The following is a 25,654-nucleotide window of genomic DNA, read 5'->3' as shown; positions in this document are numbered from 1 at the left end:
CTGCGCGGCCGGGGCCCGCACGAGGGTGTGCGGGCCCCGGCCATCTGCCATGGGGGAGAGACGGCCGGGGTTGGTCGGGCGAACTCAGATGGTGAACGAACATGTGCCGTCAGGGGAGGTCAGGCTTCCACCGTCCGGGGACAGGGCCACGCGCAAGGTGTGGAGCGGGAACCTGCCTTTCTCGTCCCACTTGCTTCGTACGGCCTCCAGACCGTCCCAGAGGCGACGAGGGCCGCCTTGGCGCACGATGGCCGTCGTGCCGTCGTCTTCCGTACGTGCCCACGAGCCGTCAGCAGCCAGGAGCCAAACGACGCGCCGACCGTCGGGGTACGTCGCGGCCCGGGTTTCCACGCCCGGCGTGTCCAGCTCGTACAGCCACCTGAGCGGCCAGTCCCGCCAGAGGTCCGGGACCGGCCCGACCGCCGGACGCACGTCCTCGCCTTCCTGGACTCGGGCCGACGTGAAGACCTCGTTCAGCTTGGGCGGGTAGTCGGCGGTCTGCCGGGTCTCCATGAACGTGGCCGGGTCCGGCTGGATGCTGCCGCGTGCGGTGCCGTCCTCGCCCATGTCGGCCGTGATCAGTAGGGCGGTGTGCGCGATGGTTGTCACGAGCCGTCCACCGGGACGGAGCGCGCGCAGCCACGTTGCAGGGACGGGGCGCACGGAGACCGTGGCCATGATGCGGTCGTACTCGGCATCCGGCAGGGCGCCGGTCGCGTCGATGGACTCCAGACGTGGTGACCGGCCGAAGCCCTCCAGCCGTCCGCGGGCGGCGTCGACCAGGTACGGGTCCACGTCCACGCTGGTCACGTGCTCGTCCCCCACGCGTCGGCCCATGAGGGCGGCGGAGTAGCCGGAACCGGTGCCCACGTCCAGGAGCCGGTGTCCGGGGTCCGCCTTCAGCCGGTGGAGCATGGAAACGATCAGGCTCGGCAGGGTGGAGGAGGACGTGGGGCTCCCGGTTGGCTTCTCCTCCGGCCGCGCGTGGTCGGCGTGCCGGGGGCCGACGCGGGTCACCAAGGTGTTGTCCGTGTAGGCCGCCGCCTGGTGTTCCCGGAAGCCTTCGGCGGGGGCCACCAGCTCCCATTCCTCGGTAGGACTGTCCGGGAGGCGCTGCCACCAGCGGGGTACCAGGAGGTGACGGGGGGTGTTGCTCACCGCCTCGTGCCACTCGGGGGCGTCGGCCGCCACCTTGTCGGCGAGTTTCCGGGCCGCGTCGTGCCAGGGGGTCACGGGCATGCCGCTCCTTCTTGTAGCGCGTCGGCCATGGCCGCGACCAAGGGGATGCCCGCCTTGACCGCGATCCAGTGCCATTGGCCATTGGGGTTCACTTCAAGGAACTTCCAGCGCCCCTCTGGGGTGATGGCGAAGTCCAGGGCCCCGAAGAACAGCCCCAGTTCGTCCAGGAGCCGCCGGACCCCCTTCTTCACCTCCGGAGGGAGAACGACCGGCGCGTATGACAACGAGCGGTAGTCCGTGCGCCAGTCGAGCTGTGCGGCCTCGCTGCCCGCGTGAATGGCGACCGGGAACATGCGGTCCCCGATGACCGTCAAGCGGACCTCGAACGCCTTCTCCACGTTCTCCTGGAGCAGGTGGGCTGTGCCTGCCACTCCGTCGTTCACGTCGTCGGCGCCGACGAGGGACACCGGGAGGAACTGGCGCTCGCCCCCGGGCCCGAGCACCCCGCCGCCCAGGCCTTTGTAGATCACCCGGTCCGTTCCCATGAACTCCCGAGCGTGGTCCGGGTCCGAGGTGATGACGGTTCGCGGTACGTCCAGCCCGGCGCGGGCGGCAACGGCCAGTTGGCGCGGCTTGTAGTTCGCGGCGGCGTCGTGCGCGGGGTGGTTGATCCACCGAACGTCCAGCGACCCGAGCACCCCGAGGAGCCCAGAGCGCGCTTCCGAAACCGCGAGTGCCCGCGCGTGCCCCGGCCAGTCGGCAGGGGTCACGAACTCGTTGGGGCGCCGCCACCACACGGACTTCACGTCCTCCAGGCACGCGGTCCTGGAACCGGTGAGGGTGCCCGCCCAGCCGTCCCCCGTGAGGGAAACGGCCAGGCGGGAGGCGGTGGGGAAGTCAGCCGTGTCGTAACGGACGACGTTCTCACCGCGCTTCACCAGCTCCTCAACCACGGCATCGGACGTCAAGTCGTCCCGGCCGGTCAGGATGAGGATGGTTGCCACCGGGTCACCACAGGTCCGTTCCGCTGTCGGAGCCCGGCGACGAGCCGTCACCGTTACTGGTCTCCGTCTGCGTCTCCGGCATCTCCGCCGTGATGGCGTGCCACGGGTTGCCCTCGGCGGAGACGTTCAACTGGAGCGCGTCGCTGTAGGTGATCACAGGGTCCTCGGTGCTTGCCTCCGGCGGGGAGACGAGACACTGAACGCCGAACGGCACCGGCGTTGTCGCTGTCGTCACTGCTTCCTCCTGGGTGATTCCGTTGGGGGACGGGTGGTGCGTCCGGCCGGCCGTGGTGTCCTCCGGTCCAGTCGGCCGGGAGTCCGTGGTGATGTAGGCCCTGACGTGAATTGGTCGACATGGGTATTGAGCGTGGTAATCGCCCCAGGGCGGGGGCTGGCTACTCGCCCCCATACCAGCGGTCTTCGCGGAAGCCCTTCTTGTGAAGCGACGTGGACACCTGCTCCTGCTTCTCTTTCGAGCCCTGCGCTCCCGCCACTTCGGAGTCACGGTCTCGGCGCCCCTTGGCAGCGTCCACGGTCCTCTTGCTCTTGCCCACGTGCTCGTACTCTTTCTGCTCGGTTCTCATCGAGTCCCGCCCCGGCGGCCACGTCGCAGCACAGCGGCGAGGGTCCGGATCACGGCTGCGCACTGCCCAGGCTCTCCAGGCTCGTGAGGAGCGAATCGACCGAGCGTGCGAGCCTCCGTGCGTACGCGCTGGCCGCCCACGCGCCAGGGTGCAGCGGGATGTCCAGCTTCCTGCGGGCCTCCGCGGCGGCCACGACCGCGCAGGCGACGGGAATGGTCAATGCGGGGTCGTCGTCGGGTTGCTGCGCTGCGACTCGCTCGACTTCGGGGATGAGTACCCCTAGGTGCCCCTTCAGCGTGAGGGTCAGTGTGTCCAGCTCGATCGGGGAAGGCGGTGCGGCGTCGTCCGCGAGCAGGCGGGCCGTGGTGGCGCGCATCGTCTCCGTGTCGACCGGCAAGGGCACGTTCGCTGTCACAACCGCTCTCCCCTCGACCTGGCGTTGACTGCGGCGACGCCTGCGCTCAGGGCCTGGTCACGGGTCGCCGGACGCAGCTTCTCGGGCCTGGCGTCCCACTCCCGACCACCATCGACCGGCCGCAACTGCACGTACGGGCCCACGAACCCCATCACCTTGCCGACCTTCTGCCGCTGGGTGTCCTCGACTGCGTCGCCAAGACGCGGCCTGTAGGCGGTCATCGTCACCGTGCCTCCCTCGCCGAGTAGGCCAGGACACGGATTCGCTCGTCCTCCGGCAGCACGTAGGCACGCACCAGGGCGCCCGTGACGGCGTCGGTAAGGAAGGCGGGCGGTTCGGGGAACGGCCACAGGCGCGGGGCTCGGCGGCGGCGCGCCCCGGCGAGGATGGCGCCCCACATCTCGGGCGACGGGCAGGGCGTCGTCGGGTGCGGACCTGAGGCCGGGACTGAGATCGTGCGGGTGGATTCGCCCGGTGAATGTGCCCCGAACAGGAGGGTTCTCACCCATTCGAGTGCCTGTGATACATAGTGCATGTCGGCGCTCCTTCGCAGCGTTGGCCAACGCCCCGGGAGGTCTCACCACCTCGCCGGGGTCTTTGTCGTCATCAGCGACGCTAGGAGCACCGGGAGCACTGTAGGGGCACAGTTTGTGCCCCTATGGTCATGCGGCCAAGAGGCCGATTTTCACGGCGAGTTCGGATGCGCGATGGCGCCGGGCCGGATCCTTGGACTCGGCTTCTTCGAGGACGATCCGCTTCGCGTACCCGTTGTACTTGATCGTCTCCGGAGCGGCTTCGTGCGCCTTGTCCAGCGTGGCGAGCGCGACATCCGGCTGCCCGTCGAGGTGGTAGCCGCGGGCTTCCTCAATGCGGTGCCGGGCCCGTCGGGGCCTCGACTTGATCGTGTCCGCGTCTGCGGCGGCGGCCTGCCGTACGGACTCTCCGCCTTGGCACAGTTCCACGGCGACAGTGACGGCGTGTGCGCCCATGATGGCGCGGGAGAACGACGTCACGGGATGGTAGTAGTCCTCCGGGAGCCGCTGTGCCATGGCGCGCGCTTGGTCCCAGTACCGCCATGCCGTGCCCGTCTCGGCCCGCCGGGCGGCTGTGTAGCCGATCTCGAAGGTGAGCGCTCCGGAGATGGCCAGGACGTCGTCCGACGCGTCGGGCAGCAGCGGTTCGAGGTACGCCAGAGTCTCAAGGTTCACCGCGTCTGCGGCGTCGAAGTGTGTCTGGCCCGCGTCGCGGTGCGCCTGCGCCGCCAGCCACGCGGCCACGCCGATGGCGTGCGGGTCCTCGGACTCCTGCGCGGCGATCAGCCCTCGCTCGGCGACCCTCCACAACAGGGCCGGATCGGGCTGGTAGGCCACGAAGAACTGACACAAGGAGTAGACCTCGGCGAGCGCGGCCTGTGCCTTCCTGCGGTCCGGTGCGGTGTCGGCCTGCCGTACGGCAAGCTGAGCGTCCTGGATCAGATCCGGCAGTAACGCGCCGATCACCTCGCGGTGGTTGGGCGCGGAATGGCGTGCCTTCCAGGCTCGGGCGAGCCGCGCCTGAAGGTGCGCGGCCGGAGGCGCCTCACGCCGTGTGGTGAGCGGGAAAACGTCGACTGCAGCCCTGACCGCGGCGAGCCGGGGATGGCCAGGGCCAGTGAACAGGTCCACGTGCACGGACTGGTCGCCGGTGAGCTCCGACAGGTCCCGGACACGCAGCAACTCGGCGATGCGCAGGACCATTTCGAGCTTGGGCGTCTTCAGGCGCCCAGTCTCGACCCCCTTCACCCAAGAACCGGTCCTGCCGACCAGGCCTCCGAGCTGATCGCGGGTCATGCCCTTGCGGGTGCGCAAGATCTGGAGACGCTGGCCGAACACAAGCGGGTCGGCGTACGGGTCCGGGGTGGCATCTGGAGACATCAGGCCTTGTCCCTCCTTGCAGCTTCGTCCCTGTCAGGGTAGGGGCGGGGCCGTTCTCATGTGAGGTTCCAGCGGTACGCCGATCTCACGCGCGCTTGACGCAGGGGCCTGCCGCGTGGCCAGGCCTCGTACGTTTTCCGCCCCAGTGACATACGGGAGTTGAGGTGCATATGGCGGAGCGACTGGTCCTATGGGACATCGACCACACCCTGATCGACACGCGCGGTGTGGGCCGCGAGCTGTCCGCCGCAGCCTTCCTGCGGACCACGGGACAGACCATGCGTGAGCAGGCCAGAATCGATGGCATCACAGAGCCGGTCATCTTCCGGGAGACCGCGAAGCTGCACGGGCTGACCACGGACCGGGCCGATTTCGAGGGCTTCGCCCGCGCTCTGACCGAAGAGCACCTGAAGCGGGCCGCACAACTCCGCGAGCGCGGCCACGCGCTGCCGGGGGCGGCAGCGGCCCTCGACGCGCTCAACGCAGTCGGCGTCCGGCAAACCGTCGTGTCGGGAAACATCCGCCCGGTCTCCGAGATCAAGCTCCAGGTCTTCGGGCTCGACCAGCACATCCGGTGGGACCTGGGCGCCTATGGGGAAGAGAATGACGCGCGCGCCGAACTGGTGCGGCTCGCCCTGAATCGCGCCAACGCATCCGCTTCGGAGACCGTATTGATCGGTGACACCCCAGCCGATGTGGACGGTGCGCATGCGAACGGCGTACGGGTGATCGCGGTGGCGTCCGGGCGCAGCGATGAGCTTGCGCTCCGGGGCACCGGTGCTGAGACAGTGCTGTCGGACCTGCTGGACTCGGATCTGCTCGTCAAGCTCGTACGAGGCAGCGACCGATGACCTAAGCCGCAGGTCAACCGCCGGTGATCGAGGCCGAGTTGAAAGCCCGCGTCTATACCCCGAGGCGGTCATGAGGCAGCTCGGCGCGTGGGTCGAGGCTCGGGTCGAGGTGTACCGGGACACGAATTACGACCGGCCGGGCGGCTCGCTGGAGAAGGCCGGGGAAGAGCCCCGGGTGCGCACGGTGCACGGCGCGCACGGCACGCGCACGGTGGTCACCTACAAGAGCGCGGCCGTCGACGAGGGCTCCGGGCCGAAGCCGGAGTACGAGACCCGCGTCGAGGACGCCGACGCGGCGCACGCGATTCTGTGATCCGCCCCGTCCACCGGGTGGGCCGTCGTGCTGTGCGCCCGCTTGCTGCATGCGTGATCACGATGTGATCGATCCCGGCCGGGCGTGACGGGGTGTTGGTCGGTGTCGCCGAGGGAGCCTGCGCTATCACCGGGGACCCTGGGGGCCACGCCGGCCTGCCGGCCGGTCATCGAAGAGGGCTTGTCCACAGCTGATCTCAGCCCCGCCGTCTTGAGCTGGGGCCTCTGCTCCCCAGTCCCACAGGGCTTGGAGGACCGGGCCGAGGCGGTGTCCACGCGGGGTGAGCGCGTAGCGCACTCGCGGCGGCCAGCCCGGGCGACGGTCGCGCTCGACGACTCCGGCCTCGCCGAGCTGTGCCAGCCGGTCGGACAGCACCTTGTCCGACAACGTGGGCAGAGCCACGCGCAGCTCGCTGTAGGAGCGGTCGCCGCGCAGCAGTTCGCGAACCACCAGCGTCGTCCAGCGGCCGTGCAGGGCCGCCAGCGTGATCTCCACTGGGCAGGCGGGAGTGGGCGCCGCGACGTTCGCGTGCGGGGCATCGGGCAGTCCTGGCGGGTGACCAACCGTTCGGTGAGCCACGAGATCGCCTCCTAACGTGTAGAGCGCTTCGATTCTCCCGGCACGGAAGGACGTCTGTCGATCATGCGAGAACTGGCCGATCGGCCCGAAGAGGTGCCCGCAGTGTTCGCCGAGCGGTTCAACAGCGGCGACGCCACCGCGTTGGCGCAGGTCTACGAGGACGGGGCGGTGCTGGTCTCGGAGCCGGGAACGCCGGTGACCGGCCCGGACCTGCACGCCGCCAACGGCCGCCTGCAGAAGCTCGGAGTCCCCATTTCAGTCCGTCCGCGGCACGTCTACCGCAACGGAGACCTGGCGCTGCTGATAGTGGACTGGGCCATCGACGGGACCGGCCGTGACGGGCAGGCAGTGCACGTCGAGGGCACTGCTACCGACGTCGCCCGGCGGGGCTCGGACGGCCGCTGGCGGTACGTCATCGACAACCCCTTCGGTCTCCGTCCACAGCAGCTCGTCTCCGAGGACGCCGTGGAACCAACGTCCTGAGACAGCACACCTAGTGCCTTCCGGGGCGCATGTCGCCGTCATACACGGTGTGGTAGTCCGGGACGACGACCCGGGTTGCCGGAGATGCCTTCTCGACCTGGGCGAGGAAGGCGGCAAGGTCCATCGACGGGTCACGTACCGGGGAACCGCTCAGTGGCACCTCGAAGTTGTCCCAGTGGACGGGGACGACGACGCCGGGGATGTCCAGTGCGCGCAGCAGCCGGGGGACGTAGCGGTGGGTGGCGGTGCTGGAGGGTACGGCGATCATCGCGAGGTCGGGGCACAGACCCCGTACCGCCCGCTCGGAGAAGTCGCTGGCCCCCATGAGGAACGCCGACGGGCCGCCGTCCCCGGCCGTTACCTGGAAGGCGAGGGTGTCGCCCTCGGGCAGGTCCGAGATGGTGCTCGGTACCGTCGTGGGCGGGGTGTTCAGCGTGCCCGGAGCGAAGTAGGCGCACTTCTTGTTGCGGCTGTGCAGGCTCGGCACGACCTCGACCGTGATCCCGCCGAAGTCCAGCACCTCCCCGCCCTTCACCACGGAGATCTGCCCCGCGTCGACCCCCAGGGCGACCAGCAGGTGGTACGTGGTCTCGGTGCCGACGACGCGGGCGCCGGTGGTCCTGGCGATGTGGGGCACGTCGGCGAGGTGGTCCCAGTGGGAATGGCTGACGAGGACGAGTTCGGGGCGGCCGATGTGCGCGTCCACGACCGTGGGCCGGGTCTGCAGTCGGGTCCGCGGGTCGAAGGCGCCCTCGAACAGGCCTGTGCTGAAGCGGGTGAGGTACGGATCGAAGAGTACGGTCCGGTCACCGGCGTCGATGCGCCAGCCGGCGGTGCCGAGCCAGCGGAACGACACCGAACCGGCGGTTCCGTCACCTCGGCCTCGGCCCGTGGATGCGGGCGCCGTGGCGGCTGCGGCGGCCGTGGCCGTGGCCGTGGCCGGGATCAGCGGGGAGGCCGCGCCGAGCGCGGCGCCGCGCAGCACCGTACGACGGTCGGGCCTGCGGTCGGAGGGTACGTCCGGTCCGTCCGCGACATGTCTGTTCTGGGGCATGGCGTCAGGAGACCAGGGCGTGAACCCCCGTGTCCAAGACCAGAATTCACCCCTCCCGATACGCGAACGCATATGTGATCTGGTCACCGGCCGCCGCCGCGAAGGAAACCGACCGCGATTCCGGCTGCGTTGCCTATCGCGGCGTCCACCGTTGGGCGGGAGGCGGTCAGGTCGTGCGTGCGGGCGAAGACGGCGATCGCGTAGCACTCGCCGTCGGGGTAACGGGCGACGCCCGCCTCCATGTGCAGCCCCGGCAGGGTTCCGGTCTTGGCCGCGACCGTGACGTCGTCCGGGAAGCCCGACACCAGCCGGTGGCGGAAGACCTGGCGGCTCATCAAGTCGCGTACGAACGCGCAGGCGTCCGGCGGCCCGGCGGCATCGGTCCAGATGAGCCGGAGCAGCCGTGTGATCTCGCGGGGTGTTCCGGCCGTGGTGTGGCGGGGATCCAGCACGGCCAGCCGTCTCTTGCGCTCGTCGGGCAGGGCCGGGTAGCGGACGGCGAACTCTCTCTCGTCACGTGCCCCGACCTCCGCGAGCATCGACTCCAGCAGGTCTCGCGGGCCGCCCACGATCCGGGTCCGGTCCAGTCCGAGTTCCTTCGCGAGCAGTCGTACGGTGTCCAGGCCGACGCGGGCCAGCAGCAGGTCGGCCGCCGAGTTGTCGCTGACCGACATCGCGAAGTGGGCCAGATCGCGCAGCGACAGCTCGACGTCGTCCAGACAGCCGGCGGTTCCCCAGCCGCCGAGCCGGTCGGCCGCGGTCACCCGCACCCGCTCCCTCGGGTCGAGCTGGCCGGCGACGACCTGCCGGGCGAACTCCAGCACCAGCAGTACCTTGAAGATCGAGGCGATCACGACGGGATCGTCGGCGCCCACGGCGACTTCACGGATACCCGGCTCCGCGCCGGCCTCCGCGCAGAGGTCCGCGCCGAGGTCCTCGGCGACCGTCGTGCGCGCGTGGACGGGAATCACGTGCAGCTGCCCCTTGGCGCCCACCCCCGCGAAAACCTGTCGGATCCGTTCATCGATCACTGTTCCGTCCCCCTGGCCGTCGGTTGGTCCTGATCATCGGCTCGTCGGCCCCCGACCGACTGATCCATCCCCCACGCACGTCCTTCGCATACGATCCTTGATCGTGGATCTCATACGCCACCTGCGTCTTTTCGTCACCGTAGCCGACGAGTTGCACTTCAGCCGGGCCGCCGAGCGGCTGGGCATGGCGCAGCCGCCGCTCAGCCAGGCGATCCGCAGGCTGGAGAAGGAGCTCGGTGCCGAGCTGTTCGACCGCTCGCAGCGCGGCGTCCGGTTGAGCGCCGCCGGGGCGGCGCTGCTGGACGAGGCCCACGAACTCCTCGCCCGGGAGGAGAGGTTGCGCGCACTGGCCCGCCGCGCCGCCGACGGTGGCCTCGGCACGCTCCGCGCGGGCGTACCGCCCGACACCACGGCCGCCGTACTGTCCGCGCTGCTCTCCGCCTGCGCGGAGCACGCCCCGGGGCTGTCCGTCGACCTGCAGGAGGTCACCACCGAGGAGCAGGTGCGGCTGCTCTCCTCCGGAGGTCTGGACGTCGGACTCGTCCACCACCCCGTCGACGCCACCGACCTGCGGCTCGGCCCCGAGATCTCACTGGACCTGGGTGTCGTCCTGCCGCGTACCTCGCCGCCGGCCCGGCTGCCGGAGGTGACGCTCGGCGAGCTCTCCGGGCACGACCTGGTGCTCTTCCCGCGGGCACACGCACCCGGCTGGTACGACCGGATCCTCGACGTGTGCCGCGCCGAAGGCTTCGTCCCCGGCCGCCTTCGACACGCCTCCAACCCCGAGTTCCTGCTCGCCCTGGTGACGGCAGGGCACGGAGTCGCCTTCGACCAGGGACCGGTGGCCCGCAAAGAGCCCCGCGTCGCCTGGCGCCCACTTGCGGACCGCCCCCTCACCCTGCGCATCAGCGGCGCCTGGCTCGCCGGCCGCGGAGCCCACCCGGCCGCCCGTCGCTTCGCGGAACTCGCGGCTGATGTCCTGGCCCGCGACCACACCGCGACTTCACGGCGCGAGGGTGTTCCTCGCCCACCGGACGGTTCCCCGCGCCCGTGGTCGGTGATCTACGGCTAGGTCCGAGTCCGGTTGACGCACCGTCCCCGGTTTGTGTCACGCGCCGTAGACAGCCAAGTCATCAAATCCGGCGGGGCGGCTTCGACTGGGCCAGGCCGGTCCAGCGCCCCCCATCGCTTGGCCGTCCCTGCTCATCCGGCTGTGCCTTGTCGCAGACGAGTGGACCGCCGTACTCGTGTACGGCATCGCGTCCGCCGCTGTGACTGCGCCGACGGGGTGGGTGTTCAGGTGCGGGTTGCGGTGAAGCAGGCCGTGCCGTCCGTGTCCTCGGAGTTGATGTCGCGGCTGCGGTCGTAGGGGTCGACGGCGGGTCCTGTCGCCGGGTGTGTGGCGAGCAGGTCGGAGTCGAACTGCGGGTGCAGATAGCCGTCGTGCACGTGGCAGTCGTCGTTGCCGATGTCCACGTTGTGGAAGGCGACCCACAGCTTGCCCTCGGTCGCCTCGGCATGGGCCGGGTCGTAGGACTCGAACTCCACGATGCGGCGGACGATGGTGCGAGTCACCTCCGTCGCACCGTCGGCGGCCTTCACCACCGGGTAGACGAAGGTGAAGTCGGCGCGGATCTTCACCGAGCCGTACTGCCCCTCCGTGAAGGTCATCCGGCCACGGGTCTTGACCACGTCACCGACCAGCTCCACCTCGTCCGGGTCGAACCGGCTGAACAGCAGCACCGGATCGGTCTCCTCGCCCGGCTTCTCCAGCCAGGTCTCGACCTCCGCCGTGAACTCGTCGTGTGCGGTGTCGAACTGGGCCAGCGCGGTCTCCGGGCGCTCTCCGCGCAGCGTGGCCGGGTCGAGGTTGGCGTCGACCAGGAAGTCCCGGGCGGCCTCCAGCGCCGTGGCGACCTGCTGCCGCGTCATGTGGCCGACCGGCTCGGCCTCGGGTACGACGATGCCCTTCGCTCCGTCGGCCCACCGCCGGGCGGGCGAGCCGCGGAACGGCTCCGCCGGCGTCGGGGTGTCGGGCAGCAGCTCCCGGGCCGGGGCGGCGGTGGGCGCGGCGGTCTCGGCCGACAGCGGCTCGACGTCGGCCGCAGCCGGGCCGCCCAGCCCCTCCGGCAACCGTGACGTCACCAGCGACGGCTTCACCGCGACCACGGCCAGCCCCACCACGAGCAGCACACCCAGCGCCGTACGCACCCGACGCCCCCGCCGCTTCCGCCCGTTCATCTCCTGCCAGGCAGGCCCGGCACGCCACCCCTCCGGCTGCCACGGCTCGGCAGGCGCGGCTTTCCTGTCCTTCCTCCCCAGCGGTCCGCCCGGCCGGCCCTGGGCGTGGGCGGTCTCCTCGTCCAGCTGCCGCAGCCGCTCGGTCACCATCCGCTGCCGTGCGGACGGTTCCTTCGGCGCGCTGCCGCCATTGCCGGATTCGGCCTCACGGACCAGGCGCTCCCACTCCTCGTCAGGGATGTCAGGGACGGACGGCTGGTCGCCGGAAGCAGACGGATTGGTGCTCATCGTGCGTCGTACTCTCTTTCAGGGTTGTTCTCAACGGGCGATGGCATACGTGCCCATTCGCAGTCTGCTCCGGCGTCGGCTTCCATGGGTCCGGTCCACCCGGACCCTACCCACCCCAAACACCCGACCGGCTGAAAAGTGCGAGATTTCGCGGGACACTCGGGGACATCCTGCACCGAACCCCGAAATGAGGTGAGCGGGGGTGCGTACGCCTGTCAGCGACCCCATGAAAATCGGCCCGTACCGGATTGTGGGGCGGCTCGGATCCGGGGGAATGGGGTGGGTTTATCTTGGGCGGTCACCCGGTGGGCGGGAGGTTGCCGTGAAGGTGGCGCGGCCGGAGCTTGCCGCAGAGCCCGAGTTCCGGGAACGGTTTGCGCGGGAGGTGGCTGCCGCGCGGGTTGTCAGTGGTGCGTACACCGCGGCGGTGATCGATGCCGATACGGAGGCCGAACTCCCGTGGCTGGCCACGATGTACGTACCCGGCCCCTCACTCGCGGAGGCCGTGCGTACGGACGGGCCGTTGCCCGAACCGCAGGTGCGGCGGCTCGGTGCCGGGCTCGTGGAGGCGCTTCAGGCGATTCACGCGGCGCATGTCGTGCACCGGGACCTGAAGCCCTCGAACGTGCTGCTCGCCGCCGACGGGCCGCGGGTCATCGACTTCGGGATCTCCCGGGTGGAGGGTGCCCCCGGCCTCACCCGGGCCGGGATCGTGGTCGGGACACCGCCGTTCATGTCGCCGGAGCAGATGACGGCACGGCAGGTGGGGCCGCCGAGTGATGTGTTCTCGCTGGGGGGAGTGCTGGTGTACGCGCTGACGGGCAGGCCGCCGCACGGGACGGGGGAGGGGGTGCGCTACCAGGTGGTACGGGGAGAGCCGCAACTCGACGGCGTACCGGACGGCCTGCGGCCGCTGATCGCACGCTGCCTGGCCAAGCGGCCCGAGGCGCGGCCCCGACTGGCCGACGTACTCGCCGAGTTGGTGGAGGAGGAACGGCCCGGGTCGGCCGCCTGGCCGCCGCCCAAGGTGGCCGAGACCATCGAGGTGCGCCGGAGTGAGCTGAGGGCGCGTGAGCGGGCGCGAGCCGGTACGAGTGAGTCCGTGCCCTCCTGTTTGTTGCTGCACGCGCAGGCGTTGCTCGACGCGGGGCTGACCGACGCGATGGTCGCCGGGGCGGTGGTCCGTGGCGACGCCTGACCCCTACGCGGACCTTGCCGCCTCCGGGCGGGAATCCCAGCGGATCTTTGAGATCGGCGGCCACTGGCGGCAGTTGGTGCAGAACTGGGTGGCCCGGCGCAACTACCACACGGTGACCGACACGGTTTCCGTATCGCTGCAGTTCGACCTCCAGGAAACGGGGCGGATGGTCACCGTGAGGTTCATGACGACCAAGCGGTTGCTGGTCGCCTTCGCTACGGACGGGAATTGTCTGCGACGTGATCAATTGGCCATTGCGGCGGCTGCCTCGAACGCCTGGAATACCGAACAGTTGAATCCGATGTTGTCGGTGTGGGATGTGCGCGGACCTCGACCTTGTCTCGCAGGAGTGTGCGATATTCCATTGACCTGTCGGATCACCCAAGCGGACTTTGATGCTTTGGCCAACGATTGGGTGGAACGGGCGCGGCAGATGTTTCTGCGCTGCCATCAGGTGTTCAAGTTGTAGAAGAGAAAGGGGCGGATTTCCTCAAACCCTTCCGGCGGTGCCGTCATGTCCCCCACTATGAGCGATGTGCCTTTCAGGGCCACGGGGGTGTGGCTTTCCGGCCACGGGGGGTTGTTTCTGCCATGCGTGCCACCAGCGTCAGACGGCTCTGGCTCGTCTTCGTCGTGTTCATGGGAACGGCCGTCGTCCTCGTGCCGCCCGGTCCCGCCTCCGCCGCGGACAGCGCGTCGTGCCCGGGTGAGTTCGTCGAGCGGCTGGAGTGCTGGGAGGAACGGGCCGGTGACGGATACGTCCTCGTCACCCTGAACCAGCGGCTGGAGATCGGCGGCAACGCGCGCGACGGCAAGGAGGTCGCGCAGAGGATCCGGGACCGGCATCAGCTCGTCGTCGAGGTGCCCGACAAGGCGTCCACCGGTGAGGGCGGGTCCGCCCTCCTGGCCCTGGCGGAAGGCCTTCTCGTACATCCGGGCGCCCGGATCGACGCGCTGTCGCCCGAGACCGTACGGGTCCTGGAGGAGGTCGGCGCCTGTGCCGCCGAGAACGCGAAGGGCACCACGGACCTGTGCGACCAGCTCGGCGTCGCCGACCCCGTGCCCGGCAGCAAGCTCATCGAGTCGGGGCACGCCGTCGACCTGGCGGCGAACAAGAACTTCATCGTGCCGCCGTCCGAAGTGACCGGCCAGGAGGGCAACAAAGGCACCCCCGCCAAGGGCGGCAGTTCCCCGGCCATGACCTCCAGCAGGTGGACCATCCTCGCCATGAGCGTGCTGCTCATCCTGCTGCTCGCCGCCCTGGCGACCCTCGTCCGCCGCTCCCGGGGCCCGGTCGCCGTGGGCCATCGCTCTCCGGCCGCCACCCCGGGACCTCGCGCCGCCTCCCCGCCCGCCCGCACCCCCACCCCGACCCCCACCGGCAGCGCGCAATCCGCCGGCTCCCCTTCCGGTCACGCCGACGAGGCCACCACCCGGATCAGGGTCGCCTCCTCCACCCGGTACGGCCGCCGGGTCGAGGCACGTACGGGCTCCGCGCGCACCGCGGTCGTCCGCACCGAACTGCACCCGCAGGGCTACGTCGAACTCGACCGGGTCCTGTACCGCGCGGTCTGGGCCGAGCCCGGCCGCCCGCCCCCGGCCCCCGGCGGACTCGTCGACGTCACCGACGCCCGCGAACGCGAGACAGACGTCCTGTACGCCTTCCCACCGGCCGGCGGCGGCGGACGACACGCGGCCCAGGGCACCCGATAGCCCGGCCCACCAGCCGCACCACACCTCAGCACCAGCACAGGCACCACGCACCCAGCACCACCGCACCCCAGCAGCAGCACCAGCACCGTCACCCCAGGAGAGCCCCGATGCACAGCGAATACCCGCCCACCGTGCCGGCGGAGTACGCCGACATCGAGTTCGAGAACAACGCCCAACGCCTGCCGCTGGTCCTGTGCCTCGACACCTCCAGCTCCATGGCAGGCCCGCCCATCCAGGCGCTCAACACGGCGCTCGCGGAGTGGACCCGGGAACTGCACGACGACGTGAGCCTCAGCTACAGCGTCGAGGTCGCCCTCGTCACCTTCGGCGGCCAGGGCGTCGGCGCCTGGCGCGGGCCGCACATGCTGGACGCGCGCGCCCGGGTGAGCCCGTTCATCCCGGCGCACGCCTTCCAGGCACCCCAGCTCACGGCCGCCGGGGTGACCCTGATGACGGAGGCGCTGGAGCTGTCGATGCACATCGTGGCGGCGCGCAAGGCGGAGTTGCGCGCGTCCGGGCTGCAGTACTACCGGCCGCAGATCTGCCTGGTCACCGACGGCATCCCGACCGACGCGACGGGCCATCTCACCGACTCCTGGCACCGGTTGATCCCCGTGCTGGCCGACGAGCAGGCCGCGCGCCGCTTCCGGCTGTACGCGATCGGCGTCGGCGGGATCGCGGACATGGGGGAGCAGGTGTTGCGGGCGTTCGCGCCCAAGTTCAACGCCCGCCTGCAGGGCTTTCCGTTCCGTGAGCTGCTCCAGATGATGTCGGCCAGCGCGAACGCCGAGCAGAAGGGCGCGGGCGACGAGGTCTTCGAGAAGATCTTCAGCCAGTTCAAGACCCAGCGCCCGGCCTGGGAATCCTGAGGGCGGCGGCATGGACCAGGGGGACGCACGGGGCGGCGCACGCGAGGCGCACGACGTACGGGACTCGCCGTGGCGCATCCACGGCATGAGCGTCGAGGGGTACCGTCACCGCCGCCAGGGCCTGCCCTGCCAGGACGCCTGCCGTTACGCGGCGACCTCGTCCGTGGCCGTCCTCGCCGTCGCCGACGGGGCGGGCAGCCGGCCGCGCTCCGAGGAGGGCGCGCAGCTCGCGGTCGACCTGGCCGCCGAGCACTTCGGGCGCCGGGCGGCCGCGGCGGTGGAGTGCCCACCGGGGGAGGCCGTCCACGAGTTGCTGCAGGACGCCTTTCACGACGTCAGCAAGGTCTTCCTCGACACGATCGACGCGACCGGCGCCGACGTCCAGGACTTCGCCACCACCCTCACGGTCGTCGTGCTCACGGCGGGCTGGCTCGGGCATCTGACCGTGGGGGACGGCTTCGTCGTCGTACGCGCCGGTACGGAGGACGGCGAGCGGCAGTTCCATCTGTTGCCGCAGGCCGCGTCCGTGAGCGAGTACAGCAACGAGACGGTGTTCCTGACCTCGCCGGACGCGGCCCGCTGGGTGCACACCGACTGTGTGGCCGACGACGGCATCGATGGAGTGCTGCTGTCCACGGACGGGCTCGCCCAGGCAGCCTTGGCCCGGCCCAGCGGCGGCGTCCAGGCCCCGAACACGTCCTTCGCCGACGCCGTGTTCCGCTCCCTGGACACCGTGTCCGACAACGCGCACGACAGCCTGGCCGCCCTCCTCCGCTCGGACCGGCTGACCGCGCTGAACGCCGACGACAAGACGCTCCTGCGGGCCGTACGGAAACCGAAGGGGCGGGTATGAGCGGCCGCACGGTCCTCCTCGACGGCAAGCCGGTCACCCTCGCCGAGCTGCCGCTGAAGGGCGGCGGGCAGGCGGCCGTGTTCCCGGTCCAGGGCGACCCGGGGATCGTCGTCAAGATCTACCGCGACCCGCCCGGCCCCGACCAGGAGCGGCGGCTGACCCGCATGCTCACCATGTCCCCGCTCGCCGCCCGCCCCACCGACGCCAGCCAGCCGCCCGAGCTGGCCTGGCCCACCGCGATCGCCCGTGGCACCGACGGCGAGTTCATCGGCTACGCCATGCGCCGCTTCGGCGAACCCGGACACGTCCAGCTGATCGGCCTGTTCACCCGCGCCCAGCGGCTGAAGCTGTTCCCCGGCCGGGCCGACTGGCGGTTCCTGCTCGGTGTCGCCTGGAACCTCGCCTTCATGACCGCCCGTATGCACTACGACAACCTCGTCATCGGCGACTTCTCCGCCAGCAACGTCGTCGTCGACGCCAACGGCTTCGTCACCTTCCTCGACTGCGACTCCATCGCCTTCACCGACCCGGCGACCGGCGAGCAGTTCCCGTGCCTGATGCACACCACCGAATACTCGTCCCCGGAACGCCAGGCGGGCGGCCCGGCCACCCGGCAGAGCGACGACTTCGCCCTCGCGGTCCTCGTCTACCAGCTGCTCACCGCCGGCAACCACCCGTTCGGGGGCGTCCCGCACGACAGCGCGTCGGAGTCCACCGTCAAGGACAACATCGCCGCGAGCGTCAGCTACGTCGTCCGCCCCGAGCTGGTCATCATCCCGCGCGGCACCATCGACCCGTCCGTCCTGCCGCCCGACCTCCTCACCCTGGCCCGCGCCGCCTTCGGCCCCGGCGTCCATGCCCCCGCCTCCCGTCCCCCGGCGGAGGCCTGGCTGCGCGCTCTCGACAAGGAGCGCTCCCAGGTACGGGTCTGCCCCGCCCGCCCCCTGCACACCTACGGCTCCCACCTGCCGACCTGCCCGTGGTGCACCCGGGCGGCGCTCACCGGCCACGACGTGTTCAACGGGCCCCAGGCGACGCCAACTCCCGTGCCTCCGCAGGAGGAACAGCCGACGGATTCCTACGCCGCGCTGAAGATCGTGGCCGCGGTGATCACGGTGGTGCTGCTCATCCTGATCGTGGTCACCGCGTGAGGGTTCAGAGGCTTCAGAGGGTTCAGCCCGACCGGTCCTCCAGATACCGCGTGTGCGACTCCTGCCGCCGCGCCTCGGTGTCCCGCAGTGCGGCCGCCAGGCTTCCGAACTCGTCCTGGAGAAGGGTGAGTTGACGCTCCAGGTGTCGCTCCGGTGGTTCGGTGCCCGGGGTGAGCCGGGTCCACCATCGCGTCCGTACGAAGGTGTCGACCGCCTCGGGGACGTCCTGCCGTACGGCCCTGGAGAGGGCGTGCACGCCCTCCGGGTCCTGTGCGAGGACCTCGGCGACCCAGCCGGGGTCGAGGAGGGCCGTGAGCAGATCAGTCAGCTCGGCGAGCCGGCCGGAGGCGGCGGGCGGCAGATCGATGTCCGCGAGGTAGTCGCGCAGCCTGCCGAAGTCGGCGCGCAGTTCGTCGAGTTGGGCCGACGGGTCCGGGAAGTCCGGCAGCGGCGGGCGTTCCGGCGGGGCGCTCAGGGCGCCCGCGCCGTACAGACCCGCGACCACGACCGGCCAGTACGCGCCCGCCGCACCGGTGAAGGTCAGTGCGAGCCCGACGAGGCCGAGGGCGCCGCCGGTGAGGTTCTTGCGGGACTCCAGGTAGCCCAGAGCCTTGTTGGTACCCCTACCGGCACTTCTATTGGTAGCCACGGATCTCCTCGAAAGCGTCGTCGAGCGAGCCCTGCCGGGCGTCGAAGAGACGGCCGCCGGTCAGTTCGGCGATGTGGTCCAGCTCGTCCCGGTCGGAGTCGCCGAAGAGGATCGAGAAGACGGGGACGTTCCGCTGCTGGTGGTCGCTGAGTCGACGGTGGAACGCGTCGAACTCCTCCGGGCTCGCCCCGGTCGTGTTCTCGCCGTCCGTCATCAGCACGATCGACGTGAACGTGTCGCGGTCGGCGCCGAGATGCTCGTACGCCTTCTGCAGCGACGTGTAGATCGCGGTGTCGCCCTGGGCACTCAGCTCCCGCGTGTCCTGACGGATACCGTCGAGCCCGGACCGTGGGTCCTCGGGCCGTACGACATGGGTGCGCACGCTCTTCACCTCCGACCCGAACGGCATCAGCGTCACCTCCTCCCGCTCCCGGAAGTCGCTGGTCAGTTCCGTGAGGGCGGTCTTCAGCCGGTCGAGCCGTTCGCCCTCCATCGAGCCCGAGGTGTCCAGGACGTACACGGTCCGGGAGGGGCGGCGGAGCTTGTCCTCGTACGCGTCGAGGAGCCCGTCGGCGACGGAACGGGTGCCCGGGAAGGGCAGTTCGCGCCGGCGGTCGGTGTCGAGCCCGGCCGCGGGCGGCACGGAGGGGACGACCGGGCGGCGCAGGGTGCGCTCGGTGATCAGCCGCTGGGTCTCCGGGGTGCGCAGGGCTTCGGCGAGGCGGCGGACGTCGTCACGCACGTCCTGGCTCGTGGAGGCCAGCGAGGAGAGCGGGTAGTCGGCGGTGACCACGCCGTCGCGGGGCAGGATCACGGTCAGGTCGCCATGGGTCCGGAGCACCGACTCGTAGTTGAGCAGCGCGTCGACATCGCCGCGCCGGTCGTACGCCTGGGCCAGCCATCCCGACGAACCCGACGTCAGCCGCTGCCCCTTGAAGAACTCCCTCAGCCGCGGCGTCGCCTTCCCCACGTCCGCGTCCGTCAGCGCGGACTGGGCGCCGGAGAGCGCGGAGGCAACGGAGATGAGGGTCGAGAAGCCCGAGTTGGAGCGGGACGGGTCGGTCATGCCGTACGTCAGCTTCCCGTCCGCCACCGCCTCGTTGATGTCCGACCAGGTGATGTCCGCCGGCTTCCACCCCAACTCCCGTACGGTGTCCGGCTTCACGCCGATCGCTACCGGGCTGGACATCACCGGCGTCTCCGACACGATCTCCCGCGCCGCCTCCGGGCGCAGCCGCAGGTAGTCGTTCGAGGCGAGCCAGACCGCGTCGTACGAGTCCGACGCCCTGCCCTTCGCGAGCAGCTCGACCGCGCCGAGGGTGCCCATGTAGGTGGGCCGGATCTGGATGCCGGTGTCCTGGTGGAGCTGCTCCCACACCGGTTCCATGTCGGCGAGTTCGGAGGAGGCGAGGACGCGGAGGGTGCCGGGGATGGGCTTGGTGTTGGTGTTGGTGTTGGTGTTGGTGTTCGTGTTGGTGGTGGCGGGGGTCGGCTCGTTGGTGGAGCAGCCTGTCAGGAGGGCCGCCGTTGTGGCGAATGCGAGGGCGAGAGCTGTGCGCGTTCTCATCCGAGCCCGCCTTCCAGCGCGCCCTGCGAGCGGCTGCGCTCCAAGTACGCGGTGGCGTGCTGGAGTTCGGAGGTGAGGGACTCGACGGTGGCCGCCATGGTCTCGGTGGCCTGGACCTTGTAGGTGTCGATGGCGTCGAGGGTGCGGTAGATCTGCTGGAAGGCGGAGCGGAGCGTTTCGGCGCCGACGGCCGGGTCGGCGGCGATGCGCTGGATCTCGCCGGACTGGGTGGCGAGCATCTCCGCGTTGCCGCGGATCAGGTCCTCGGTCGTGCCGCGCAGGGCGTTGACCTGGTCGACGACCTTGCGCTGGTTGTCGAGGGCGGAGGCGAGCATCACGGAGATGCGCAGCGCCGAGACCGTGGTGGTCGCGGCTCGGTCCACGCCCTTGATCAGCTCGTCGTTGTTGCGCCGGACGACGTCCATGGCCAGGTAGCCCTGGGCGCAGACCGCGAGTTGGGTCAGCAGGTCCTGGTGCTTCTGGCGGACGGGGAAGAGGACGTCCGCGCGGAGGCTGTCGGCCCGGGCCGGGTCCGTGGCCTCCGCCGCCGCGATGTGCTCCTCGACGGCCGTGTCCAGGGCTTCGGTGAGGACGACGTACTCCTGGAGCTTGCCCATCGTCTCCCAGAGGCGGACGCGCTCGGTCTGCAACGCGGCGTTGTCGCGGCGGAGTTCGTCCTGTCCGCCGCGCAGCGAGCCCACGATCTTGTTCAGCGTGCCCTGCGCGGAGGCGTACTTGGCGACGTGGTCGCGCAGCTTGTTGCCGCCGGGGAGTTTCGAGAGGAACCTGCGGCCCTTGCTCCCGGGCAGGTCCCTCGGGTCCAGGTCCTCCACCACACGCCGGAGTTCCACGAGCGAGCCCGCTACGTGGGACTGAGCGTCCTCGCCCTTGGAGGGGAGGCTGCGGATGGTGCGCTCCAGCATGCGGTTGGACTGGGCGGCGGCGGTGCGCATTTCGCCCGAGCCGAGGGCGGTGATCTCGCCGACCTTGCCCGCGAACTCGGGGGAGCGGGCGTCCAGGGCGGCGAGTCCGCGTACGTACTCGGTGGCCTTCTGCGCCATGTCCTCGCGTACGGAGTCGTCGACGGGTACGAGCCCGCCGGCCTGCTCGCGGGGGACGGGGGTGACGGGCTCGGGTGGGGTCAGGGTGAGGGTGGTGTTGTTGTCATTGGGGTTGTTGGGGTTATTGGTGTCGTTGGTGGTCACTGGTTGATCCCCCGTTCAGCTCTTCGCCCGGTGCGTCATCTCGTGCAGCACCTCGGAGGTGGGCACGGGTGCCTGGCGGACGGTGAGCTTCGGCATCAGGTGGGTGGAGTGCCTCGCGGCTGCCGCCTCGAACTCTGCGGTCGCGCCCTGCGGGCGGAAGCCGTGCCGGACCGCGAGCCTGCGCAACTCCGGGTCGGTGCTGAGGAGTTCGCCGAGGGCGCGGCCCTCTTCGGTGACCGGGACGACGGTGTGGTCGCTGTTGACGGTGGTGTCCGGGTAGAGGACGACCATGTCGTCCACGGTGTCGCCCACGGTCTGGCCCTGTGTGAGGAGCGAGGCCACCTGGGACTCGTAGACGAGGACGAGCGGATTGCCGACTCCGCTGATGAAGTCCCGGAACGCCGCGTCGGAGCTGCTCTGCTGGGCGCCCTGGACGCTGGTGAGCCTGCGCATCAGGTTCGCGGTGGTGTCGATGGCGGCCTTGTCCGCGACCACGCGGCCGCCGTTGGCCACGTATGAGGTGGCGGCGAGGTAGAGGGCGCCCGAGTTGGAGGTGGTCGGGTCGGTGGTGGCGACGTAGAGGAGGCCGGTCAACTCGCCGTACTTTTCGGCGCCCTTGAGGTTCTGCCAGGTTCGGTCGTTCTCCGCGGCCTTGAGGTAGGCGTCCATTTTGAAGGTGCCGCTGTTCTTGCTGAGCGTGGCGAGCCCGTTCTGCTGGAGTACCTCGGCGGCGGCGCGGTGGGCGACGATGACGAGGGGGGAGTAGAAGGGGCGGGGGAGCGGCTGGCGTACGTTGTATTTGTCGGCCAGTTCGTCGGCGGGGGCCTGGCTGCCGGGGAACGCGAAGTCGTGGCCCTTGAGGTCCAGACCCTCCATGGCCCAGGAGCCGGATGTCTCCGTCTGCACGGTGTAGCCCTGGGCAGCGAAGGCCTTCACCACGTCGGGATCGGCGAAGAACTCCGCCTTCTCCGATCCGATCACTCCTCGCACGGTCTTCGTTGCCGTGTCCGTGTCCTGCGCTTCGCGGCCTGTGACGACGGCTGCTGCCACGCCGCCGAGCAACAGGACCGCCAGGACGATTCCTGCGATACGTCTCACATGGGTGAGGTTGCTCCCGGACTCCAACATTCCTCACGGTCGGGGGTGAACGGGAGGTGGCGTGTCGGTCTCGTTACGCAACGGGACCCTCCGGGGGAGGAGGGGAGGGTGCGGGTTGTGTGTGGCTGGTCGCGCCCCGCGGCGGAGCCGCTGATGTCACCGCCCCGCGCCCCTTATGGGGCGCGGCTGTCCCGCCGTTGTGGCTTGGGCGCCTGCGGTGTCGTGTGGGGTCGGTGGCGCGCCGGGGGTCTCCGTCCTCGGTCCGGCGGGCGCTGTTGCCGGGTACGGCACCCGGCGACGGACGCCGGCCGCTGCGGGCGGACACCCCCGGCACACCCCCTTCCCGCCGTACGCGGCTGCGGGTGCGTGGAGGCTGGCGCGCGCGGACGGGCTTCTGCCGTGCGTACGGGGCTGACGGTGCGTGGGGTACAGGGGCCTGCCCCCCCTGATCCGCCGCAACGGCGCTCAGCCCTCGCGGCGCATCCCGGCGGTGCCAAGCGACCCGGAACCCACGCGGGCCCGGCCCAGGGCAAGGGCGCCCTCGGCATAAGACGGGCGCCCCCAGCCCCTGCTCAAGCCAACGCAGTGCTGTGGCGCCCGGTCCGCGCGTCGCTGCGGGTGCGCGCGGACCGGGGCCGTCGGTGGGAGCGGGGCCGGCTCAGTGGGAGGCGAGTTCGCGGGGCTCTGTTGCGGCCGCGTGGGCGTCCATGCGCTCGGCGGCGAGGATGGCGACGGCTGTGTCGGCGCGGGAGGCGGCGACGACGAGGGTGCGGCCCGCGAGGGTGTGGGCGCGCTGGTGCAGGGCGGAGAGGTCCGGCTTGTGGGGGGTGCCGACGGCCGCTGCCCGTACGGTCGGGCGTCCGCCCCGGAGTCGTACGATCTGGTCGGCCAGGCGCTCCGCGGCGATGTCCAGGTCGCCGGAGGGGGCCAGGGCGCGCAGTTCGTCGGTCACGGCGAGCAGTGCCGTCAGGTGGCCCGCGAGCTGGATGTCGAGCTCTTCCTCGCGGGAGCGGTGGGGGAAGTCGGGGGTGGTGCCGGCCATCGCGTGGACCGACTTGGTGCGGATCGGCTCGTACATGGGATGGCCTCCAAGCTGTCGTCCATCCACTCTATCTTAGATTTCGTCTAAAGTTGAGTGCGGTCCGGGCGCGGCGTCAGGGCTGGCCGTAACCGTTCAGGAAGTGTCCGATCCGTGTGATCGCCGACCGCAGATCCACGACTGACGGCAGTGTCACCACCCGGAAGTGGTCGGGCTCGGGCCAGTTGAAGCCGGTGCCCTGGACGACCATGATCTTCTCGCGGCGGAGGAGGTCGAGGACCAGCTGCCGGTCGTCCTTGATCTTGAAGACGTTCGGGTCGAGCCGGGGGAAGAGGTACAGCGCCCCCTTCGGCTTCACGCATGTGACGCCGGGGATCTGTGTCAGCAGCTCGTACGCCACATCCCGCTGCTCCTTCAGCCGCCCACCGGGGAGTACGAGGTCCTTGATGCTCTGCCGCCCGCTCAGCGCGGCCACGACTCCGTGCTGTCCCGGCATGTTCGCGCACAGTCGCATGTTCGCCAGGATCGTCAGGCCCTCGATGTAGGAGTCGGCGTGTGCGCGCGGGCCCGAGATCGACATCCAGCCCACCCGGTAGCCCGCCACCCGGTACGCCTTCGACATGCCGTTGAAGGTGAGGGTCAGCAGGTCGGGGGCGATGGAGGCCGTCGGGATGTGCGTGGCGTCGTCGTAAAGGATCTTGTCGTAGATCTCGTCGGAGCAGACCAGCAGGTTGTGGCGGCGGGCGATGTCCGTCAGGCCCTGGAGCATGGCCTCGTCGTACACCGCGCCCGTCGGGTTGTTCGGGTTGATGATGACGATGGCCTTGGTGCGGTCGGTGACCTTGCGTTCCACGTCGGCCAGGTCGGGCATCCAGTCCGCCTGCTCGTCGCAGCGGTAGTGCACCGCTGTGCCGCCGGAGAGTGAGACGGCCGCGGTCCACAGGGGGTAGTCCGGTGCCGGGACGAGGACCTCGTCGCCGTCGTCCAGGAGGCCCTGCATCGCCATCGTGATCAGCTCGGACGCGCCGTTGCCCATGAAGACGTGTTCGACGTCCGTCTCGATGCCGAGGGTCTGGTTGTGCATGACGACGGCCCGGCGTGCGGCGAGCAGTCCCTTCGCGTCGCCGTAGCCGTGGGCCGACGAGACGTTGCGGAGGATGTCCTCCAGGATTTCCGGCGGGCACTCGAAGCCGAAGGCGGCCGGGTTGCCGGTGTTGAGCTTGAGGATGCGGTGTCCCGCCGCCTCAAGCCGCATCGCCTCCTCGAGCACCGGGCCCCGGATCTCGTAACAGACGTTGGCTAGCTTGGTCGACTGGATCACCTGCATGCCCGTGAGCTTACGGCGCGGTAACGCATCCCGGACCGTGTTTTCCACCACGTGAGACGGTCGCTTTGCGGTGAAATGGGCCTCCGCTGTCCCCTGGCCCCCTCCCGTCCCTACAATCCGCCGCCATGTCCAGCCATCCTCAGCATCACAACGGGGCATACGGCGTGAATGCTGCTAACAGTATGAACGGCGCGAAATCGGATGATCGCGAATCGCACGGAGCACCGAACGTGTACCACCCGTTCGGTGACAGCGTGCCGACACCCGAGTACGAGGGGTACGCGGACCCGGCCGCCGCGCACGGATGGGAGAACGCGTACGACGACACGGTGCAGTTCGATCACGTGGTGACGGACGGGCCCGGCGGGGCTGGGCCGAGCCGCCTCGACCGGTCGGCGCACCGCCGGGCCGAGGCGCGGAACCGGACGCTCCGGCGCGGAGCCCTCGCCGGGGGCGGGTTCGCCGCCGTCGTTCTGGCCGTCGTGGTCGCCGACTTCTCCTTCTCCGGGACCTCTACGCAGGAGGAGGGTCCCGCCATCACCCCGACGGGTCAGTACTCCGTCTCGGCCACGGGCGGTCCGGCCGGTGCGGGCGACGGCGAGGGCGGCGAGGGTCGGTCCCAGGAGGGCTCGAAGGCGAGCGACCCGGCTTCGGTCGAGGGGTCCGCCGGTGTGTCGGGCCGTGGCTCCGCCGCGCCATCCCCCGGCCGCTCCACCGCCCCCGTCGCCGTGCCGCCCGCGGCCTCGGCCGCCCCCGCGACGACCGCTCCGGCCCTCCCGGGCAACTCCGACGACAGGCCCGGCAAGGGGAAGGGCTCGACCAAGGGCCCAAAATGACGGAGGGGCGCAAGGGTTCGGCATGAAAGCGGCGTGTGGGCCTCAAGTGGCCTGACGGCGGCGGAAGTTGCGGGGAGCCCCACCCGCGCCGTCCTTCGGTCGTCGCATACAGTCGCGTGTACTGATCTTTAATGCGTGAGGTAGCAAGGTCACGTTTGGGTCGGACCAATGGTCAGGCCGGTCTCGGTGAGGCAGCCGTCGACGAGGTGCGGGC

General features: G+C 70.4%; 28 protein-coding genes. 11 read left to right on the top strand and 17 right to left on the bottom strand.

What is annotated here, in order from left to right; genetic code table 11:
* Positions 1 to 84 precede the first annotated feature (84 nt).
* From ACWD3C_RS38375 to ACWD3C_RS38345, 7 genes are all read right to left on the bottom strand, one after another.
* Entirely contained in the window at positions 85 to 1,239 is a 1,155-nt protein-coding gene (locus ACWD3C_RS38375; RefSeq protein ID WP_451151574.1) for a methyltransferase domain-containing protein, read from the bottom strand.
* Positions 1,230 to 2,183 carry an ATP-grasp ribosomal peptide maturase gene (tgmB, locus tag ACWD3C_RS38370; protein ID WP_451151572.1) on the bottom strand — a complete coding sequence of 318 codons (954 nt, stop codon included), beginning with the start codon at positions 2,181 to 2,183 and terminating at the stop codon, positions 1,230 to 1,232. The genes ACWD3C_RS38375 and tgmB overlap by 10 nt, the downstream gene beginning before the upstream one ends.
* 4 nt (positions 2,184 to 2,187) lie before the next feature.
* The gene (locus ACWD3C_RS38365; RefSeq protein WP_451151570.1) at positions 2,188 to 2,418 is read right to left on the bottom strand and encodes a hypothetical protein; all 231 of its coding nucleotides are present in this window, start codon (positions 2,416 to 2,418) and stop codon (positions 2,188 to 2,190) included.
* 398 nt (positions 2,419 to 2,816) lie between these two features.
* On the bottom strand, positions 2,817 to 3,182 hold the full coding sequence (locus ACWD3C_RS38360) for a DUF6415 family natural product biosynthesis protein (protein WP_451151568.1): 366 nt from the start codon (positions 3,180 to 3,182) through the stop codon (positions 2,817 to 2,819).
* The gene (locus ACWD3C_RS38355) at positions 3,179 to 3,403 is read right to left on the bottom strand and encodes a hypothetical protein (protein WP_451151566.1); all 225 of its coding nucleotides are present in this window, start codon (positions 3,401 to 3,403) and stop codon (positions 3,179 to 3,181) included. Before ACWD3C_RS38355 ends, ACWD3C_RS38360 begins: the two co-directional genes overlap by 4 nt.
* Before the next feature lie 2 nt (positions 3,404 to 3,405).
* Positions 3,406 to 3,717, bottom strand: a complete 312-nt coding sequence (locus ACWD3C_RS38350) for a hypothetical protein (protein ID WP_451151564.1) — start codon at positions 3,715 to 3,717, stop codon at positions 3,406 to 3,408.
* 127 nt (positions 3,718 to 3,844) lie between these two features.
* Positions 3,845 to 5,095: a helix-turn-helix domain-containing protein gene (locus ACWD3C_RS38345; protein ID WP_451151562.1), complete on the bottom strand. Its 1,251-nt coding sequence runs from the start codon at positions 5,093 to 5,095 to the stop codon at positions 3,845 to 3,847.
* Between the two features lie 170 nt (positions 5,096 to 5,265).
* On the opposite strand from ACWD3C_RS38345, the gene ACWD3C_RS38340 reads away from it, so the two are divergent.
* Both ACWD3C_RS38340 and ACWD3C_RS38335 read left to right on the top strand, forming a co-directional pair.
* Positions 5,266 to 5,946 (top strand): HAD family hydrolase, encoded by a 681-nt coding sequence (locus ACWD3C_RS38340; protein WP_451151560.1) that lies wholly within the window; start codon positions 5,266 to 5,268, stop codon positions 5,944 to 5,946.
* Between the two features lie 70 nt (positions 5,947 to 6,016).
* Positions 6,017 to 6,259 carry a CYTH domain-containing protein gene (locus ACWD3C_RS38335; protein WP_451151558.1) on the top strand — a complete coding sequence of 81 codons (243 nt, stop codon included), beginning with the start codon at positions 6,017 to 6,019 and terminating at the stop codon, positions 6,257 to 6,259.
* Positions 6,260 to 6,385: 126 nt separating this feature from the next.
* Here the strand turns inward: ACWD3C_RS38335 and ACWD3C_RS38330 are convergent, their stop codons facing one another.
* Positions 6,386 to 6,838 (bottom strand): winged helix-turn-helix transcriptional regulator, encoded by a 453-nt coding sequence (locus ACWD3C_RS38330; RefSeq protein ID WP_451151556.1) that lies wholly within the window; start codon positions 6,836 to 6,838, stop codon positions 6,386 to 6,388.
* A 63-nt stretch (positions 6,839 to 6,901) separates the two neighbouring features.
* On the opposite strand from ACWD3C_RS38330, the gene ACWD3C_RS38325 reads away from it, so the two are divergent.
* Complete coding sequence (locus tag ACWD3C_RS38325; RefSeq protein WP_451151554.1) at positions 6,902 to 7,321, top strand: YybH family protein; 420 nt, start codon at positions 6,902 to 6,904, stop codon at positions 7,319 to 7,321.
* A 10-nt stretch (positions 7,322 to 7,331) separates the two neighbouring features.
* Here the strand turns inward: ACWD3C_RS38325 and ACWD3C_RS38320 are convergent, their stop codons facing one another.
* Positions 7,332 to 8,375: an MBL fold metallo-hydrolase gene (locus tag ACWD3C_RS38320; protein WP_451151552.1), complete on the bottom strand. Its 1,044-nt coding sequence runs from the start codon at positions 8,373 to 8,375 to the stop codon at positions 7,332 to 7,334.
* 83 nt (positions 8,376 to 8,458) lie between these two features.
* A complete protein-coding gene (locus tag ACWD3C_RS38315) occupies positions 8,459 to 9,406 on the bottom strand; it encodes a serine hydrolase (RefSeq protein ID WP_451151550.1) in 948 nt (315 codons plus the stop codon).
* Positions 9,407 to 9,509: 103 nt separating this feature from the next.
* Between ACWD3C_RS38315 and ACWD3C_RS38310 the strand changes: the two genes are divergently transcribed.
* Entirely contained in the window at positions 9,510 to 10,478 is a 969-nt protein-coding gene (locus ACWD3C_RS38310; RefSeq protein WP_451151548.1) for a LysR family transcriptional regulator, read from the top strand.
* 224 nt (positions 10,479 to 10,702) lie between these two features.
* Here the strand turns inward: ACWD3C_RS38310 and ACWD3C_RS38305 are convergent, their stop codons facing one another.
* A complete protein-coding gene (locus tag ACWD3C_RS38305) occupies positions 10,703 to 11,935 on the bottom strand; it encodes a hypothetical protein (RefSeq protein ID WP_451151546.1) in 1,233 nt (410 codons plus the stop codon).
* Between the two features lie 226 nt (positions 11,936 to 12,161).
* On the opposite strand from ACWD3C_RS38305, the gene ACWD3C_RS38300 reads away from it, so the two are divergent.
* The 6 genes from ACWD3C_RS38300 to ACWD3C_RS38275 all read left to right on the top strand — a co-directional run bounded on the left by ACWD3C_RS38300 (position 12,162) and on the right by ACWD3C_RS38275 (position 17,719).
* On the top strand, positions 12,162 to 13,133 hold the full coding sequence (locus ACWD3C_RS38300) for a serine/threonine-protein kinase (RefSeq protein WP_451151606.1): 972 nt from the start codon (positions 12,162 to 12,164) through the stop codon (positions 13,131 to 13,133).
* Positions 13,120 to 13,602 (top strand): hypothetical protein, encoded by a 483-nt coding sequence (locus ACWD3C_RS38295; RefSeq protein ID WP_451151544.1) that lies wholly within the window; start codon positions 13,120 to 13,122, stop codon positions 13,600 to 13,602. The genes ACWD3C_RS38300 and ACWD3C_RS38295 overlap by 14 nt, the downstream gene beginning before the upstream one ends.
* Before the next feature lie 122 nt (positions 13,603 to 13,724).
* Positions 13,725 to 14,846 carry a hypothetical protein gene (locus ACWD3C_RS38290; RefSeq protein WP_451151542.1) on the top strand — a complete coding sequence of 374 codons (1,122 nt, stop codon included), beginning with the start codon at positions 13,725 to 13,727 and terminating at the stop codon, positions 14,844 to 14,846.
* Between the two features lie 107 nt (positions 14,847 to 14,953).
* Complete coding sequence (locus tag ACWD3C_RS38285; protein WP_451151540.1) at positions 14,954 to 15,715, top strand: vWA domain-containing protein; 762 nt, start codon at positions 14,954 to 14,956, stop codon at positions 15,713 to 15,715.
* Between the two features lie 10 nt (positions 15,716 to 15,725).
* A complete protein-coding gene (locus ACWD3C_RS38280; RefSeq protein WP_451151538.1) occupies positions 15,726 to 16,568 on the top strand; it encodes a PP2C family serine/threonine-protein phosphatase in 843 nt (280 codons plus the stop codon).
* Positions 16,565 to 17,719 (top strand): hypothetical protein, encoded by a 1,155-nt coding sequence (locus tag ACWD3C_RS38275; protein ID WP_451151536.1) that lies wholly within the window; start codon positions 16,565 to 16,567, stop codon positions 17,717 to 17,719. Before ACWD3C_RS38280 ends, ACWD3C_RS38275 begins: the two co-directional genes overlap by 4 nt.
* A gap of 22 nt (positions 17,720 to 17,741) precedes the next feature.
* On the opposite strand, the gene ACWD3C_RS38270 is transcribed toward ACWD3C_RS38275, so the two are convergent.
* The 6 genes from ACWD3C_RS38270 to ACWD3C_RS38245 form a co-directional block, all read right to left on the bottom strand.
* Positions 17,742 to 18,368 carry a hypothetical protein gene (locus ACWD3C_RS38270; RefSeq protein WP_451151534.1) on the bottom strand — a complete coding sequence of 209 codons (627 nt, stop codon included), beginning with the start codon at positions 18,366 to 18,368 and terminating at the stop codon, positions 17,742 to 17,744.
* Positions 18,355 to 19,935: a substrate-binding and vWA domain-containing protein gene (locus tag ACWD3C_RS38265; protein WP_451151532.1), complete on the bottom strand. Its 1,581-nt coding sequence runs from the start codon at positions 19,933 to 19,935 to the stop codon at positions 18,355 to 18,357. The genes ACWD3C_RS38270 and ACWD3C_RS38265 overlap by 14 nt, the downstream gene beginning before the upstream one ends.
* On the bottom strand, positions 19,932 to 21,140 hold the full coding sequence (locus ACWD3C_RS38260) for a toxic anion resistance protein (RefSeq protein ID WP_451151530.1): 1,209 nt from the start codon (positions 21,138 to 21,140) through the stop codon (positions 19,932 to 19,934). The genes ACWD3C_RS38265 and ACWD3C_RS38260 overlap by 4 nt, the downstream gene beginning before the upstream one ends.
* Before the next feature lie 15 nt (positions 21,141 to 21,155).
* On the bottom strand, positions 21,156 to 22,238 hold the full coding sequence (locus ACWD3C_RS38255) for a hypothetical protein (protein WP_451151528.1): 1,083 nt from the start codon (positions 22,236 to 22,238) through the stop codon (positions 21,156 to 21,158).
* Between the two features lie 658 nt (positions 22,239 to 22,896).
* Positions 22,897 to 23,316 (bottom strand): SCO4983 family protein, encoded by a 420-nt coding sequence (locus ACWD3C_RS38250; RefSeq protein ID WP_451151526.1) that lies wholly within the window; start codon positions 23,314 to 23,316, stop codon positions 22,897 to 22,899.
* Between the two features lie 76 nt (positions 23,317 to 23,392).
* Positions 23,393 to 24,604 (bottom strand): pyridoxal phosphate-dependent aminotransferase, encoded by a 1,212-nt coding sequence (locus tag ACWD3C_RS38245; protein ID WP_451151524.1) that lies wholly within the window; start codon positions 24,602 to 24,604, stop codon positions 23,393 to 23,395.
* 230 nt (positions 24,605 to 24,834) lie between these two features.
* On the opposite strand from ACWD3C_RS38245, the gene ACWD3C_RS38240 reads away from it, so the two are divergent.
* Positions 24,835 to 25,440 (top strand): hypothetical protein, encoded by a 606-nt coding sequence (locus ACWD3C_RS38240; protein ID WP_451151522.1) that lies wholly within the window; start codon positions 24,835 to 24,837, stop codon positions 25,438 to 25,440.
* Positions 25,441 to 25,654 lie beyond the last annotated feature (214 nt).

Source organism: Streptomyces sp. NPDC002845 (assembly GCF_053591955.1).
This window is presented reverse-complemented; position numbering and strand designations above follow the sequence as displayed.